This window comes from Pseudomonas sp. P5_152 (assembly GCF_033989915.1).
Classification (GTDB): domain Bacteria; phylum Pseudomonadota; class Gammaproteobacteria; order Pseudomonadales; family Pseudomonadaceae; genus Aquipseudomonas.
Genome location: NZ_JASFAH010000002.1, coordinates 1,868,051 through 1,883,059, shown reverse-complemented (window position 1 = coordinate 1,883,059; position 15,009 = coordinate 1,868,051). Strand labels below are relative to the sequence as shown.

At 59.1% G+C, this 15,009-nt stretch carries 15 protein-coding genes; 7 read left to right on the top strand and 8 right to left on the bottom strand.

Translation table 11 applies throughout. From position 1 onward, the window contains the following. Window positions 1–26 precede the first annotated feature (26 nt). Window positions 27–878, bottom strand: coding sequence for an MIP/aquaporin family protein (locus QMK50_RS08450; protein ID WP_095165933.1), 852 nt, complete (start codon window positions 876–878; stop codon window positions 27–29). Window positions 879–1,248: 370 nt separating this feature from the next. Between QMK50_RS08450 and ybaK the strand changes: the two genes are divergently transcribed. Next, window positions 1,249–1,719 carry a Cys-tRNA(Pro) deacylase gene (ybaK, locus tag QMK50_RS08445; protein ID WP_320332938.1) on the top strand — a complete coding sequence of 157 codons (471 nt, stop codon included), beginning with the start codon at window positions 1,249–1,251 and terminating at the stop codon, window positions 1,717–1,719. Window positions 1,720–1,817: 98 nt separating this feature from the next. Beyond that, entirely contained in the window at window positions 1,818–2,600 is a 783-nt protein-coding gene (locus tag QMK50_RS08440) for a PhzF family phenazine biosynthesis protein (protein WP_320332937.1), read from the top strand. Window positions 2,601–2,640: 40 nt separating this feature from the next. On the opposite strand, the gene QMK50_RS08435 is transcribed toward QMK50_RS08440, so the two are convergent. Continuing rightward, window positions 2,641–3,750 carry an ABC transporter ATP-binding protein gene (locus QMK50_RS08435; protein ID WP_095165928.1) on the bottom strand — a complete coding sequence of 370 codons (1,110 nt, stop codon included), beginning with the start codon at window positions 3,748–3,750 and terminating at the stop codon, window positions 2,641–2,643. Then, complete coding sequence (gene argF / locus QMK50_RS08430; protein WP_095165926.1) at window positions 3,747–4,667, bottom strand: ornithine carbamoyltransferase; 921 nt, start codon at window positions 4,665–4,667, stop codon at window positions 3,747–3,749. Before argF ends, QMK50_RS08435 begins: the two co-directional genes overlap by 4 nt. 452 nt (window positions 4,668–5,119) lie before the next feature. On the opposite strand from argF, the gene QMK50_RS08425 reads away from it, so the two are divergent. Both QMK50_RS08425 and grxD read left to right on the top strand, forming a co-directional pair. Next, window positions 5,120–7,228 (top strand): molybdopterin oxidoreductase family protein, encoded by a 2,109-nt coding sequence (locus QMK50_RS08425; RefSeq protein WP_320332936.1) that lies wholly within the window; start codon window positions 5,120–5,122, stop codon window positions 7,226–7,228. 98 nt (window positions 7,229–7,326) lie between these two features. Beyond that, the gene (gene grxD / locus QMK50_RS08420; protein ID WP_095165923.1) at window positions 7,327–7,668 is read left to right on the top strand and encodes a Grx4 family monothiol glutaredoxin; all 342 of its coding nucleotides are present in this window, start codon (window positions 7,327–7,329) and stop codon (window positions 7,666–7,668) included. Window positions 7,669–7,770: 102 nt separating this feature from the next. On the opposite strand, the gene bfr is transcribed toward grxD, so the two are convergent. Continuing rightward, on the bottom strand, window positions 7,771–8,241 hold the full coding sequence (bfr, locus tag QMK50_RS08415) for a bacterioferritin (protein ID WP_095165921.1): 471 nt from the start codon (window positions 8,239–8,241) through the stop codon (window positions 7,771–7,773). A 199-nt stretch (window positions 8,242–8,440) separates the two neighbouring features. Further along, complete coding sequence (locus QMK50_RS08410) at window positions 8,441–8,659, bottom strand: bacterioferritin-associated ferredoxin (protein WP_095165919.1); 219 nt, start codon at window positions 8,657–8,659, stop codon at window positions 8,441–8,443. Window positions 8,660–8,913: 254 nt separating this feature from the next. On the opposite strand from QMK50_RS08410, the gene QMK50_RS08405 reads away from it, so the two are divergent. Then, window positions 8,914–9,516 carry a peroxiredoxin gene (locus QMK50_RS08405; RefSeq protein WP_320332935.1) on the top strand — a complete coding sequence of 201 codons (603 nt, stop codon included), beginning with the start codon at window positions 8,914–8,916 and terminating at the stop codon, window positions 9,514–9,516. Window positions 9,517–9,591: 75 nt separating this feature from the next. On the opposite strand, the gene rnt is transcribed toward QMK50_RS08405, so the two are convergent. Together rnt and pyrC are read right to left on the bottom strand one after the other, a co-directional pair. Then, window positions 9,592–10,266 carry a ribonuclease T gene (gene rnt / locus QMK50_RS08400; RefSeq protein WP_095165917.1) on the bottom strand — a complete coding sequence of 225 codons (675 nt, stop codon included), beginning with the start codon at window positions 10,264–10,266 and terminating at the stop codon, window positions 9,592–9,594. Then, window positions 10,263–11,309 carry a dihydroorotase gene (gene pyrC, locus QMK50_RS08395; RefSeq protein ID WP_095165915.1) on the bottom strand — a complete coding sequence of 349 codons (1,047 nt, stop codon included), beginning with the start codon at window positions 11,307–11,309 and terminating at the stop codon, window positions 10,263–10,265. Before pyrC ends, rnt begins: the two co-directional genes overlap by 4 nt. A gap of 156 nt (window positions 11,310–11,465) precedes the next feature. Between pyrC and QMK50_RS08390 the strand changes: the two genes are divergently transcribed. Both QMK50_RS08390 and QMK50_RS08385 read left to right on the top strand, forming a co-directional pair. After that, entirely contained in the window at window positions 11,466–12,374 is a 909-nt protein-coding gene (locus tag QMK50_RS08390; RefSeq protein WP_159997727.1) for a flagellar protein MotY, read from the top strand. Window positions 12,375–12,503: 129 nt separating this feature from the next. After that, window positions 12,504–13,721 (top strand): argininosuccinate synthase, encoded by a 1,218-nt coding sequence (locus QMK50_RS08385; protein ID WP_029295244.1) that lies wholly within the window; start codon window positions 12,504–12,506, stop codon window positions 13,719–13,721. 88 nt (window positions 13,722–13,809) lie between these two features. On the opposite strand, the gene QMK50_RS08380 is transcribed toward QMK50_RS08385, so the two are convergent. After that, window positions 13,810–14,634 carry a hypothetical protein gene (locus tag QMK50_RS08380; protein ID WP_320332934.1) on the bottom strand — a complete coding sequence of 275 codons (825 nt, stop codon included), beginning with the start codon at window positions 14,632–14,634 and terminating at the stop codon, window positions 13,810–13,812. Between the last annotated feature and the right edge of the window lie 375 nt (window positions 14,635–15,009).

Here is a 15,009-nt window from a genome sequence, read left to right as displayed (position 1 = left end):
GTGGGCAGGATCACGCGCCGCCGCTATCAGGAAATTCGGGTTTTGCCATCCATCGCCGGTTCTGCCTTTGTTGTAGCAGGTACGGCGCCGGGCAGGTGACGGGCAATCAGCCCGCGATAGGCCGCAGCACCGAGGCAGGCACCGACAATCGGAGCAAAAATCGGAATCAGGAAATAGGGAATATCCCGGCCGCCAGTGAAGGAAATTTCACCCCAGCCAGCGAAGAAAGTCATCAGTTTAGGACCGAAATCCCGTGCCGGGTTCATCGCGAAGCCGGTCAGCGGCCCCATCGAGCTGCCGATCACGGCGATCAGCAGGCCAATCAGCAGCGGTGCCAGCGGACCCTTGGGCAGGCCGTTGTTATCGTCGGTCAGGGACATGATCACGCCCATCAGGATCGCGGTGATGATCATCTCGACCAGGAACGCCTGACCGGTAGACAGCGCCGGGTTGGGGAAGGTAGAGAATACCGACGCCAACTCCAGGCTGGCCTGGCTGCCGCGAACCATTTGCTGGGTTTGTTCGAAATCGAAGAACAGGTTGCTGTAAAGCGTGTAAACCAACAACGCGCCACAGAAGGCGCCCGCCACCTGGGACAAGATGTAGAAGGGCAGTTTGCGCTTTTCAAAATCGGTGAAAATGCTTAGGGCGATGCTGACGGCCGGGTTCAGGTGGGCACCGGAAACGCCCGCAGTCAGGTAGATAGCCATACTGACGCCGACGCCCCAGATGATGCTGATTTCCCACAGGCCAAAGCTGGCGCCCGCGACTTTGAGGGCGGCGACGCAGCCAGTGCCAAAAAAGATCAGCAGTGCAGTCCCCAGGAACTCGGCCATGCATTGGCTCGAGAGCGGTGGTTGTTGTAAAGCAGTGGTCATGAAAACCTCGTTTTTTGTTGTTGTCGGGCGCTCGTCCCACAGGAGATCGGGCGCGATTTTCACCAAGGCAGGATCCCCATCCTGGTCTCGGCTTACTGCTGGGTGCTGCGTAGGATTATTCGCATGGTATTCGGAAACGAAAAAATATAGACAAGAAACGCTGATGTCAAAGGTCGAAAGTGAATCATCAGTCACAAATCAACTATTGTTCGGGTGAATGATCGCGTCTTGAGGGGGGTGGCAACGTTGCAGATTTACCTGGCCGGCAGCGCCGACGACTGGATAGCGGGGCGGTCTTGGAGCCTTTTGCTGCGTGATGACCTAGAATCCGGCGCAGCATTTGTTGTTCTTTCGTTGGCTTGGAGCTGCCATGACCCCCGCATTGGATCTGCTGAAAAAAGTTCGTGCCGAACATCGTGTACACAGTTATGAACATGATCCCAAGGCCGCTTCATACGGGTTGGAGGCGGCGGAAAAGCTTGGGTTGCAGCCGGCCCAGGTGTTCAAGACCTTGCTTGCGGCCAGTGAGAAAGCCGAGTTGCTGGTCGCTGTGGTGCCGGTCGTCGGAAGTCTGGACTTGAAGGCGCTGGCCCATGCGGCAGGGGTCAAGAAAGTCGAGATGGCCGACCCCGCTGCCGCGCAGCGGGCAACCGGGTACTTATTGGGGGGAATTAGCCCGTTGGGGCAGAAGAAGCGGCTGCGTACCTTTATCGATAGCAGTGCCCAAGCTTTTGCGACTATTTATGTCAGTGCCGGTCGACGGGGGCTGGAAGTCGAATTGGCCCCTGCGGTGCTGGCCGAGCATACCCAGGCCAGGTTCGCTGACATCGGCCGGGCTTGACCCGTTCGCTGTATGGTGAAAATCCACTGGCTCTGTCACTGGTGAGCCAGCCACCGCTGCTGCATGCTCGCGCTCGCCTACACAAAAGGAGAGTAGTCATGGAGTTAGCGTTTCATCAGGTCGATGCCTTCAGCGACCGTCCGTTCAGTGGCAACCCGGCGATGGTCTACCGGCTCGAGGCTTGGCTCAGTGATGAACTGATGCAAAACATCGCCGCCGAGCACAACCTCGCCGAGACCGCGTTTGTGGTGCGTGAGGCCCAGGGTTGGCATATCCGTTGGTTCACCCCGACCACGGAAGTGCCGTTGTGCGGCCACGCGACCCTGGCCAGCGCCCATGTGTTGTTCGACCAGTATGAGGAACCGTCGCAAAGCCTGGATTTCATCAGTAAATCCGGGCCGTTGCGCGTGACCCGCGAAGGCGGGCAGCTATGGCTGGATTTCCCGATGATCGCACCGCGTGCGGTGGCGGCCAATCCGCTGATAGCCGCAGCGCTGGGGGTGCAGCCCATCGAGGTGCTGGGTTCCAATGAGTTGTTTGTGGTGCTCGAATCGGAGCAGGCCGTGCGCGATTGCCAGCCCGACATGGTGGCCCTGGCGAAGTTGCCCTGGCTGGGGGCAATCGTCACCGCGCGCGGCACGCAGCATGATTTTGTCTCGCGCTATTTTGCCCCGGCCATCGGCATCAACGAAGACCCGGTCACCGGTTCGACCCATTGCCTGCTGATCCCTTACTGGGCGCAGCAACTGGATAAAACCAGTCTGACGGCCTATCAGTGTTCGGCGCGGGGCGGGGAGTTGTTCTGTCGCCTGGAAGGCGATCGAGTGAAGATTGGCGGGACTGCGACGTTGGTGGCCAGCGGGACGTTGCTGCTGGGCTGACACTGACGTCGCTGCCTGACTGGATGTGTAGGAGCGTGGATCAACTGGCGGTGCTGTACCGGCGGACTCCGGATTCGACGGCCGGTATCTGTGCCGCGGTGCTGCCGGATGCCTGGAACAGCACCAGGTGTTCGGCGGCCACGCGAATGCCGACATCGGCACCCACCAGGTGGTCGGCGTGGCTCGGGAAGATCGATTCCAGCTGGCTGCCGGTGGGCAGTTGCAGGCGGTACAACGTCGAGGCGCCAAGGAAGGTCTTGCCGATGATCCGCGCTTTCAGCGGGCTATCCGGGGCGTAGACGATATCGTCGGGACGCAGCAGCACGTCCACGGCGCCGCCGGTCGGCCAGGTATAGGCGCGGTTGCCACGCAGCTCGCCAAGTTCGGTCTGCACCGACTCGGGGGTCTGCAACTGGCCACGAATGAAGTAACCCTGGCCGATGAAGCTCGCGACGAAAGGTGTCAGCGGCTCGTGGTACAGGTTGTAGGGCGTGTCCCACTGCTCCAGCCGACCTTCCTTGAACACCCCGACCTGATCGCTGACCGCGAAGGCTTCTTCCTGGTCGTGGGTCACCAGAATCGCACTGGTGCCACGGCTCTTGAGGATGTCGCGGACTTCGTGGCTGAGCTTGCGGCGCAATTCGCCATCGAGGTTGGAGAAGGGTTCATCGAGCAGCAGCAGTTGCGGCTCCGGGGCCAGTGCGCGAGCCAGGGCCACCCGTTGTTGCTGGCCGCCGGAAAGCTCGTGGGGGAAGCGCTTGCCGAGGTTCTTCAGGTTCACCAGTTCGAGCATCTCGGCGGTGACCCGGTCTTTGTGCGGGTGCTTGCGAATGCCGAAGGCGATGTTGTCAGCCACGCTCAGGTGCGGGAACAGTGCGTAGTCCTGGAACACCATGCCGATCCGGCGTTTCTCCGGGGCGAGGGTGAAACCGGCACTGGAGATGGTTTCTCCCGCCAGCTGAATTTCCCCTTCGTGGACCGGTTCAAAACCGGCGATGGCCCGCAGGGTGGTGGTCTTGCCACAACCGGAGGAGCCAAGCAGGCAGCCGATATCGCCAGCATTGAGGTGCAGGTTGAGGTTCTGGACAACGCGCTGGTCCTGGTAGCCGCAGGCCAGGTTGCGCAGGTTCAGCAGTAATGTATGACTCATGCGTGGTGGTACGCCGGGGGAACGAGGAATTCGAGCAAGGCCTTTTGCGCGTGCAGGCGGTTTTCTGCCTGGTCCCAGGCCACCGAGCGGCCGTCGTCGAGCAGGTCGAGGCTGATTTCTTCGCCGCGGTGGGCAGGCAGGCAGTGCATGAACAGGACATCCTCGGCCGCCAGGTCGAGCAGGGCGCGGTTGACCTGGTAGGGCGCAAACAGTTTGAGGCGCTTGGCGGTTTCTTCTTCCTGGCCCATGGAGGTCCAGACATCGGTGCTCACCAGGTGTGCGCCACGCACGGCATCCTTGGGGTCGCGGACGATGGTCACGCGATCGCCGGCTGCCGCCACGAATTGCGGGTTGGGCTCGTAGCCCTCGGGGCAGGCGATGCGCAACTGGAAGTCGAACTGGATGGCCGCTTCTATATAGCTGTTGCACATGTTGTTGCCGTCGCCGATCCAGGCCACGGTCTTGCCCTGGATCGAACCGCGATGCTCAAGGAAGGTTTGCATGTCGGCCAGCAACTGGCACGGGTGCAGGTCATCGGACAGGCCGTTGATCACGGGCACGCGGGAGTTGGCGGCGAATTCGGTCAGGGTGCTGTGGGCAAAGGTGCGGATCATCACGGCGTCGAGCATGCGCGACATGACGATGGCGCAGTCGCCAATCGGTTCGCCACGGCCCAGTTGGGTGTCGCGCGGCGAGAGGAAGATGGCCTGGCCGCCGAGCTGGATCATGCCGGCTTCGAACGACAGGCGAGTGCGGGTCGAGGACTTCTCGAAGATCATCCCCAGGACGCGGTTTTTCAACGGCTCGAACAGTACGCCGCGGTTACGCAGGTCTTTGAGCTCAATGCCTCGACGGATCACGCTGACCAGCTCTTCGGGCGTGCAATCCATCAGGGAGAGAAAGTGCCTTGCGCTCATCATTGACTACCTTTTGCAACGGACCGCAGATACTCAAGGCCTTGTTTAATTAAAAAAACGGGCGAGACCTGCGGCGTAAGCCGCACGGGGCGACGAAATAGGGGAAGGCGCAATATTGACATTAAATGTCGCGCCTTACCAATAGGCTACGGTGTTTAGGGGATTTCAGAGGGGCTACGGGGTGACCGCAGTAGCGCTTTTGAAGCCTGTTTCCTGACAGCAGCAAGCCCTTTGTACACTGCCCCCGCGCGCCTTGGCAATCGAGCGCAGCGCACAGGCGGGCGTACCAGGCGGTTTTTGCCCTGCCGGTCGCCAACTGGCGGGGTGCTATCGGCAGGCCTGATGGCCGCCGATTCACAAGACGAACGTCGCTGGTGCAGTGGTCGGACTCGGCCCATAGTTTTACTCCCGCAACCGCGCTCTGGTTGCCCCGAATAAAACAGAGACTGGCCATGACCAAGACTCTTAACCACCGTGCGTGCCACCTGTGTGAAGCCATCTGCGGCTTGACCATCGAAACCACCGCCAGCGACAACGCGGGCCTGCAGATCACTTCGATCAAGGGGGACCCGCTGGATAGCTTCAGTCGCGGTCATATCTGCCCCAAGGCGGTGGCGTTGCAAGATATCCAGAACGATCCCGATCGCCTGCGCCAGCCCATGCAACGCGTCGGCAACGAGTGGCAGGCGATTGGTTGGGACGAGGCCTTTGTGCTGGTCGCCGAGCGCCTGGCGACGATCCAGGAGCGTCATGGGCAGAACGCGGTGGCGGTGTATCAGGGCAACCCCAGCGTGCATAACTACGGGCTGATGACCCACAGCAATTATTTTCTTGGGTTACTGAAGAGCCGCAATCGCTTCTCCGCGACGTCCGTCGATCAGTTGCCCCATCACCTGACCAGCCACTTGATGTATGGCCATGGGTTGCTGCTGCCGATTCCAGACATCGATCACACCGATTTCATGCTGATCCTGGGCGCTAATCCACTGGCGTCCAACGGCAGCATCATGACCGTGCCGGATGTGGAGAAACGCTTGAAGGCGATCCAGGCGCGTGGCGGCAAAGTGGTGGTGGTCGACCCGCGGCGCAGCGAGACGGCGGCGATGGCCGACCAGCATGTATTTGTTCGGCCTGGGGGTGATGCGGCGTTGCTGTTTGGCGTGCTCAATACCTTGTTCAGCGAAGGCCTGAGTCGCGACAGTCATTTGCCGGTGGATGGGCTGGATCAGGTGCGCCAGGCAATTGCTCCATTCGATGCCGAGGCCATGAGCCCGTTGTGTGCCGTGCCGGTCGAGCAGATCCGCCAATTGGCGCGCGATTTTGCCGCCGCGCCGACGGCGGTCTGTTATGGGCGCATGGGGGTTTCGACCCAGGCCTTTGGCACCTTGTGTCATTGGCTGGTGCAGTTGATCAACCTGGTCACCGGCAACCTGGACCGGGTCGGCGGGGCACTGTGCACTGAACCGGCGGTTGACCTGGTGGCGTCGACCTCGGGCGGGCATTTCAATCTGTGGCAAAGCCGGGTCTCCGGGCGGCCGGAATACGCGGGTGAGTTGCCGGTATCGGCCCTGGCCGAAGAAATGCTCACGGGCGGCGAGGGGCAGATTCGCGCACTGATCACGGTTGCAGGCAATCCGGTGTTGTCGACGCCCAATGGCCGGCAACTGGAGCAGGCGCTGGACGGCCTGGAGTTCATGGTCAGCGTCGACCTGTACATCAACGAAACCACGCGTTACGCCGACCTGATCCTGCCTTCGACCTCGGCGTTGGAAAACGATCACTACGACACCACGTTCAATATGTTCGCGGTGCGCAATGTCAGCCGCTTCAACCGGGCGATCCTGCCCAAGCCCGAGGGCGCGCTGCATGATTGGGAAATCTTCGTCGGCCTGGCCAAGGCCTTTGCGGCCAGGACCGGCAAGGAACTCAAGCCTACGCTGCCACCGGCACAGATGATCGACTTTGCCTTGCGTGCCGGTCGCTACGGTGACGCCTCCGAGCACAAGCTGTCGGTGACCAGCCTGTTCGATCATCCCCATGGCGTCGACCTGGGGGCGCTGAAGGCCAACCTGGGGCCGCGCCTGAAAACGCCCAACCAGCACGTGCAAGCGGCGCCAGCGGCGATACTCGCGGACCTGCAGCGCTTTGCCGCCCTGCAAGCGCCGGCGGCGGATGAGTTGTTGATGATTGGCCGACGCCATGTGCGCAGCAACAATTCGTGGATGCACAACTACCACCGCCTGGTGAAAGGCAAGCCGCGTCATCAGTTGTTGATGCACCCGGACGACCTCGCTCAGCGCGGGCTCAGCGACGGCCAGCGGGTGCGGGTCAGTTCGCGGGTCGGCGAGATCGAAGTCGAGGTGCTCGGCAGTCCCGAGATGATGCGGGGCGTGGTCAGCCTGCCCCACGGCTGGGGCCATGCCCGGCCTGGAGTGCAGATGGGCATCGCCACGGCGCAACCGGGGTCCAGCGCCAACGACCTGACAGATGAGCGTCAGCTTGATGAGTTGTCGGGAAACGCAGCGCTCAATGGTGTGCCGGTGACGGTGGCAGCGGCCTAGGTATGTCTGTCGGGGAGACCGAGCATCGCGTCGGTCTTTCCGTTACAATGCGCCACCGTGCCGACAACTGAGTCGGAAAAGTTCAGCCGAGGTGCTCCATGGATATCATCGAAACTATTAAAGAGCAGATTGCCAACAACACCATTCTGCTTTACATGAAAGGCTCGCCGAATGCCCCACAATGTGGCTTCTCCGCGAAAGCCGCGCAGGCCGTCATGGGCTGTGGTGAGAAGTTCGCTTACGTGGACATCCTGCAGAACCCGGAAATCCGCGCCAACCTGCCAAAGTACGCCAACTGGCCAACCTTCCCACAGCTGTGGGTCGGTGGTGAATTGGTTGGCGGTAGCGACATCATGACCGAAATGGCCGCTGACGGTTCGCTGCAGTCGACCATCAAGGCTGCTGTGGAAAAGGCTGCTGCTGGCAAGACCGAAGCCTAAGTGGTGTAGGCGCTGGTTTGCCAGCGAACCCTCGCAGCAGATCAAAAAAAGCCCCGCCTCTCTATAAGAGGGCGGGGCTTTTTAATGGGTGGTAACTTTGCGTTATTCACCCATCTGCGATTGCAGATAGTTCTCGATTCCAACTTTATCGATCAGGCCCAGTTGGGTTTCCAGCCAGTCGATATGTTCTTCCTCGGACTCGAGAATGTCTTCGAGCAGTTCACGGCTGCCGAAGTCGCCAACGGTCTCGCAGTGGGCGATGGCGGTTTTCAGGTCGGCGTGACCGGTACGCTCGATGCGCAGGTCGCACTCGAGCATTTCCTTGGTGTGCTCGCCGATGTGCAGCTTGCCCAGGTCCTGGACGTTCGGCAGGCCTTCGAGAAACAGGATGCGCTTGATCAGCTTGTCCGCGTGTTTCATCTCGTCGATGGATTCTTTGTACTCGTGCTTGCCCAGCTTGTTCAGGCCCCAATCTTCATACATGCGGGCATGCAGGAAGTACTGATTGATTGCGACCAGCTCATTGGCAAGGATCTTGTTGAGATGCTGGATGACTGTTACGTCGCCTTTCATGATGGGGGTCCTGTCCTTAAGTGCGGTATATAAGGCCGAGTTTGAGCCTGCAACTTCTTAGTGTCAAACCTAAGTTATTGAATAATATATGAAAATTAATCGGAATAAGAATGTTTGTGTTCCGCATCCTGACGCTAAGCGATTGAATTACAGACATAAAAAAACCGGACACTAAGTCCGGTTCTCTGAAATTGGTTACTTATGCGGCGGAAAATTCTACGGGAAAGGGAATCGCCGCCTGGCTCATCTGCAAGTCGGCAAGGGTTTCGCGAACCACCTGCTTGGCAAGGCAGGCGCATTTGCCGCATTGGCTAGCAACGCCGGTGGCTTCACGCACCTCACGGTAGCTACAGCAACCTTCGTAGATTGCATCGCGGATCTTGCCGTCGGTGACGCCAGTGCAGAGGCAGACATACATAGAGTGAGAACCCATCGCTGGTTATGGCTCAATTGCGATGGATCTTAATGTTAACGAGAATGATTGTCAAAGTGGTTTCCGTGCCTGTTGTGATCGATCGTCACTTGCCTGACGAACGGCTACATGGCGACAGGTCAAAAACGCAGTGTATGATGGTCGGTCTTTGCGAACGGTAGCCGTTTCACGAAGCTGTCGTTTACCGGCGGCAGACTGGATCGCTACCTTTCTTCACGCACTACACCAGGAGATATCCAATGAGCGTACTCGTAGGCAAACAAGCCCCTGACTTCACCGTACCGGCCGTACTCGGCAATGGCGAAATCGTCGACAGCTTCACCCTGTCCTCGGCCATCAAAGGCAAATACGGCCTGGTGTTCTTCTACCCGTTGGACTTCACCTTCGTTTGCCCGTCCGAGCTGATCGCTCTGGACCACCGCATGGCTGACTTCAAGGCGCGTAACGTGGAAGTGATCGCGGTGTCGATCGACTCGCACTTCACCCACAACGCCTGGCGCAACACCCCAATCAATGCCGGCGGCATCGGTCAGGTCCAGTACATCATGGCTGCTGACATGAAGCACGACATCGCCAAGGCGTACGACGTTGAATCCGACGGCGGCGTAGCTTTCCGTGGCGCGTTCCTGATCGACGACAAAGGTGTTGTCCGCTCGCAGATCGTCAACGACCTGCCACTGGGCCGTAACATGGAAGAGCTGATCCGTCTGGTCGACGCGCTGCAATTCCACGAAGAGCACGGCGAAGTTTGCCCGGCTAACTGGAAAAAAGGCGACAAAGGTATGACTGCTTCGCCAGAAGGCGTTGCTGCTTACCTGTCCGAGAACGCTGGCAAGCTGTAAGCCACGCGCCTCAGGCACAAAAAAACCGGCCCAAGTGGCCGGTTTTTTTGTGGGTTGAGAAAAACCTGCGACCGATCAGTCGTTGAAGTCTTCCCAGCCGCCCATTTGTTTCCAGCGGTTGACGATGCCGCAGAACAGATCAGCGGTCTTCTCGGTGTCGTAGCGAGCCGAGTGGGCCTCGCGACCGTCGAAGTCGATGTCTGCTGCCTGGCAGGCCTTGGCCAGCACGGTTTGGCCGTAGGCCAGGCCCGCCAGTGTCGCGGTGTCGAAGCTGGAGAACGGGTGGAACGGGTTGCGCTTCATGTCCAGGCGCGCCACGGCGGCATTGAGGAAGCCCAGGTCGAAACTGCTGTTGTGACCGACCAGGATTGCCCGTTTGCAGCCATTGGCTTTCAACGCCTTGCGCACGCCGCGGAAGATATCGGTCAGGGCCGTCTCTTCACTCACGGCCATGCGCAGCGGATGATCGAGCTTGATGCCGGTGAACTCCAGCGCCGCAGCTTCGATGTTGGCGCCTTCGAACGGCTCTACACGGAAGAAGTAGGTGTGGTCCGGGAACACAAAACCCTTTTCGTCCATGGCGATGGTCGTCGCGGCAATTTCCAGCAGGGCGTCAGTGGCACAGTTGAAACCACCGGTTTCAACGTCAACGACGACTGGCAGATATCCCCGAAACCTGGCTGCCATCGGGTGACGTGAGCCGCCACCACCTTGACCTTCCTGTTCGTCGTCGTAATGGTCTTCACTCACGCGTGTTCCTCCAGCAGGCGCCAGCGCAGTTTTTCACCGGCGCGCAGCGGGATGACAGTCAGCTCGCCGAAGGGCAGGCTGGTTGGGGCGGTCCATTCTTCGCGGACCAGGGTAATGCGATCGGTGTTCGCTGGCAGGCCGTAGAAACGCGGGCCGTTGAGGCTGGCGAAGGCTTCGAGCTTGTCCAGCGCGTTACGCTGTTCAAACGCCTCGGCGTACAGCTCGATCGCGGCATAGGCGGTGTAGCAGCCGGCACAGCCACAGGCGGCTTCCTTGGCGTGCTGGGCATGGGGAGCCGAGTCGGTACCGAGGAAGAACTTTTCACTGCCACTGGTAGCGGCATCCAGCAGGGCGACCTGGTGGGTGTTGCGCTTGAGGATCGGCAGGCAGTAGAAGTGCGGGCGAATCCCGCCAACCAGCATGTGATTGCGGTTGTACAGCAAGTGGTGCGCGGTGATGGTGGCGCCGACGTTGGCCGAGGCCTCGTTGACGAACTGCACGGCATCGCCGGTGGTGATGTGTTCGAACACCACCTTGAGCGTTGGAAAACGCTCGACGAGCCGACGCATGTGCTCGTCGATGAAGATTTTCTCGCGATCGAAGACGTCGACGTCGCCGCGGGTGATTTCACCGTGGATCAGCAAGGGCATCCCGACTTCGGCCATGGCCTCGATCGCTGGGAAGATCTTGTCGATGCTGGTGACACCGGAGTCCGAGTTGGTCGTTGCACCGGCCGGATACAGCTTGGCGGCGTGCACGAAACCGCTGGCCTTGGCGGTGCGGATTTCGTCCGCGGTGGTGCGGTCGGTCAGGTAGAGCACCATCAGCGGCTCAAAGCGGCTGCCGGCCGGGCGCGCAGCGAGAATGCGCTGGCGGTAGGCGTCGGCTTCAGCGGCATTGCGCACCGGTGGTACCAGGTTGGGCATGATGATGGCGCGACCAAAGGTGCGCGCGACATCCGCGACAGTATTGGGCAACGCAGCACCATCGCGAAGATGAATATGCCAGTCGTCGGGACGCAGCAGGGTCAGGCGGTCGGACATTGGGGATTCCAGGCGGGTCAAACTCATGGGAATGCTACCGGAAAAGACTCTTGCAGGCACTCGCTATCAAGTTTTGTCGGACGTAACCGATATCACCAAGGTATGCCGTAAACATGTGTGTCGGTCTTTTTGTTGCAGAAGTCAGTGGAGCCTCCCGTGCGCCAGCGTTATCTAGCCTTGCTCAGTGTGTTCGCCAGCCTTCCTGCCATGGCACTCACTTTCCAGACGCGCCTGGAGAGCACTGAGTGGAAGGTCGAGGGCGACAAGTTCGAATGCCGCCTGAGCCAACCGATCACCGATTTTGGTGCGGGCGAGTTCGTGCGGCGGGCGGGCGAGCAGGCCACCTTTCGGTTGAAAGCCTATAACCCGATGCTCAGTGGTGGCTCGGCGACCTTGCTGGCGGCGGCGGCACCCTGGCAGCCAGGGCGCGCGGACATCAACCTGGGCTCGGTCAGGTTGGGCAGTGGCGAGGTGCTGTTCAACAGTTCGCAGGCGCAGGCCGGTCGCCTGATCGGTGGTTTGATGGAGGGCCGCAGTCCGTTGATCCGGCATTCGGCGCCTGACGGTCGAGTGTCGGAAGTGCGCCTGCTACCGGTCAGTTTCAGCAAGGCCTATGCCGATTACCAGGGCTGCGTAGCCAAATTGCTACCGATGAACTACGAGCAGGTGAAGCAGGCGGCGGTAGGTTTTCCAGGGGGCGGAATCGAACTGGATGCACAGGCGAAAAGCCGCTTGCAGGCCATGCTGAGCTTCATGAAGGCCGATCCGACGGTCAATCATATTCAAATTGACGGCCATTCCGATAACAGCGGCAATCGCCTGACCAACCGTGACCTGTCGCGACGCAGGGCGCTGGCCGTGATGGATTACCTCAAGGCCAACGGCATCCAGGAATCACAGGTGACCCTGCGCTTTCACGGCGAACGGTATCCAGTGGCACCCAACAGCAGTGCCGCCAACCGGGCGAAAAACCGTCGGGTCAGCGTGCAGCTCGAACGACTCGAACCTGCGGCCGATCCTGCCCCTCAAGTCAGCTCTGCGGGTGGCGCGGCAGCGACCTCCTGAACCCGTCGAAATCGTCGCCCGCTCGACATAATCTGTCGCTTCGTCGTCATAAGCTGTCGCGCCTCTGTAATTTATCCGCTCGCAGCGTTAGACTTATCGGCTTTCCGTAGAACCCCGTGGAGTGATGGCATGGCGGACGTAAACAAGGTCGTTCTGGCGTATTCCGGCGGCCTGGACACTTCGGTGATCCTCAAGTGGCTGCAGGATACTTATAACTGTGAAGTGGTGACATTCACCGCTGACCTGGGTCAAGGCGAAGAGGTCGAACCGGCTCGCGCCAAGGCACAAGCCATGGGCGTCAAAGAAATCTACATCGACGATCTGCGCGAAGAATTCGTGCGTGATTTCGTGTTCCCGATGTTCCGTGCCAACACCGTATACGAAGGCGAGTACCTGCTGGGTACTTCCATCGCACGTCCGTTGATCGCCAAACGCCTCATCGAAATCGCCAATGAAACCGGTGCTGACGCCATTTCCCACGGTGCCACCGGCAAAGGCAACGACCAGGTTCGTTTTGAGCTGGGTGCCTATGCCCTCAAGCCAGGGGTAAAAGTCATTGCTCCATGGCGTGAGTGGGACCTGCTGTCCCGCGAGAAGCTGATGGACTACGCCGAGAAGCACGCGATCCCGATCGAGCGCCATGGCAAGAAGAAATCCCCGTACTCGATGGATGCCAACCTGCTGCACATCTCCTATGAAGGCGGCGTGCTGGAAGATACCTGGACCGAGCACGAAGAAGACATGTGGAAATGGACCGTCTCCCCGGAGAACGCTCCAGATAAACCGCAGTACCTGGAACTGACCTACCGCAACGGCGACATCGTTGCATTGGACGGCGTCGAAATGACCCCGGCCACCGTGCTGGCGACCCTCAACCGTATTGGTGGCGAACACGGTATCGGTCGTCTCGACATCGTCGAGAACCGTTACGTGGGCATGAAGTCCCGTGGCTGCTACGAAACCCCAGGCGGCACCATCATGCTACGCGCCCACCGGGCGATCGAATCGATCACCCTGGACCGTGAAGTGGCTCACCTCAAAGACGAGCTGATGCCCAAGTATGCCAGCCTGATCTACACCGGCTACTGGTGGAGCCCTGAGCGTCTGATGCTGCAACAGATGATCGACGCTTCCCAGGTGCACGTGAACGGCGTGGTTCGCCTGAAACTGTACAAGGGCAACGTGATCGTTACCGGTCGCAAGTCCGACGAGTCGTTGTTCGACGCCAACATCGCCACCTTCGAAGAAGATGGCGGCGCTTACAACCAGGCGGATGCTGCTGGCTTCATCAAGCTCAACGCCCTGCGTATGCGTATTGCTGCCAACAAGGGCCGCAAGTTGTTCTGATGCTGTTGCGCTGATCAACCGTTGTGCGCCTGCTTGAAGCGGGGGCACAACGGTCGCGATCTATTCTGTGGGCCTCGATGGCCAAGCGTTAATCTGTCATCCGGGCAGTAGCGCCGTTATCCGCAATACCGCCAGCTTCCCCCTCCCTTTGTTCCTGCCTCGATGAAAAACCATCTTGCCGGTCTGTCACTGCATCAAGACGGGAATCAGTCTTGCGAACGACAGTCACTGCCTGCGTGCTCACGTTATAGAACAGGCACACGGAATCCTGAGCATTGAGTGCTTTTACATCAGACTTCTTCAACTTTTCATTGATCACTGGCTCCGACTCCTGACAAGTCAGCAGCATTGTCAGTCTCGGTTGGCTTGGCCGGGGTTGGTCGAGTTTCTCCATCAACTGACAGGTGTCCTTTTTCTTGCGGATCCACCGGGCATCGACGATACGTATGTATTGCACCGAAGCGGGCATGGATAACTGCTGTTGAGGGCGCAGGTGGGTGTAGAAGGTGATGCCAGGTGGCGGGTCCTGCGTGCTGGGAAGCAAGTAGTCGGGCTTGGTTTTGACCGCCCCAGGGCTCTTGCGCGGGTCTGGGCGTGCGGGGTTGACCTTGCTTGCTTGGGCCGTGGCAGAAGCGGATTTTTTCTCGCCTCGGGTGGCGTCATCGATCACCTTCAAAAACTGCTTGCTCTTCTGGAAGTCCGAAGGTGCATACAGGGATTTGTAGTTGAAGTTGAGGGTGATGAAAAATAGGAATAGCAGGTAGAAGGGGAAACTGATTAAAAACCATATATATACTTCCCGGTTCTCATCATCGAGGAAGGGCAATGACACCGCGGCGGAAGTTTCGGACAGTGCTGCGAAGATCGCAATGATTGTCATGGGGTTGGCGATTTTTTTCTGAAGTACGTTCATTCTGGCTACTCGCTTGATATTTGAATGAGCTTTGATGGCAATGTTAAGGGGCAACCAGCCTGCGTGGTGCCATAATATCTTTGAAGGGACACTTGTTACGATAAAACTTAATTGGTTTCTCGGTTGTCAGGGTTGTTTCTAGATATTTTTTTGGGTGTTGGTTAGTTTGAGTGTTACCTGGCTTTTATGTGGGGTGGCGGAGTTCCGTTCAAGATTAAAGGTTCTTCAAGTGCTGTTCGCTAGGCTCGACTCATTGTTGTTGGGGTGAGGTTTAGCGAAGGAAGACGCAGTTGCATCCTAAATCTTAGTTTGATCTTCACACCTTGTCATGGGCGAAAATTCGTTATTGGTGCAGGGGGGATGGGGGTCTTAAAC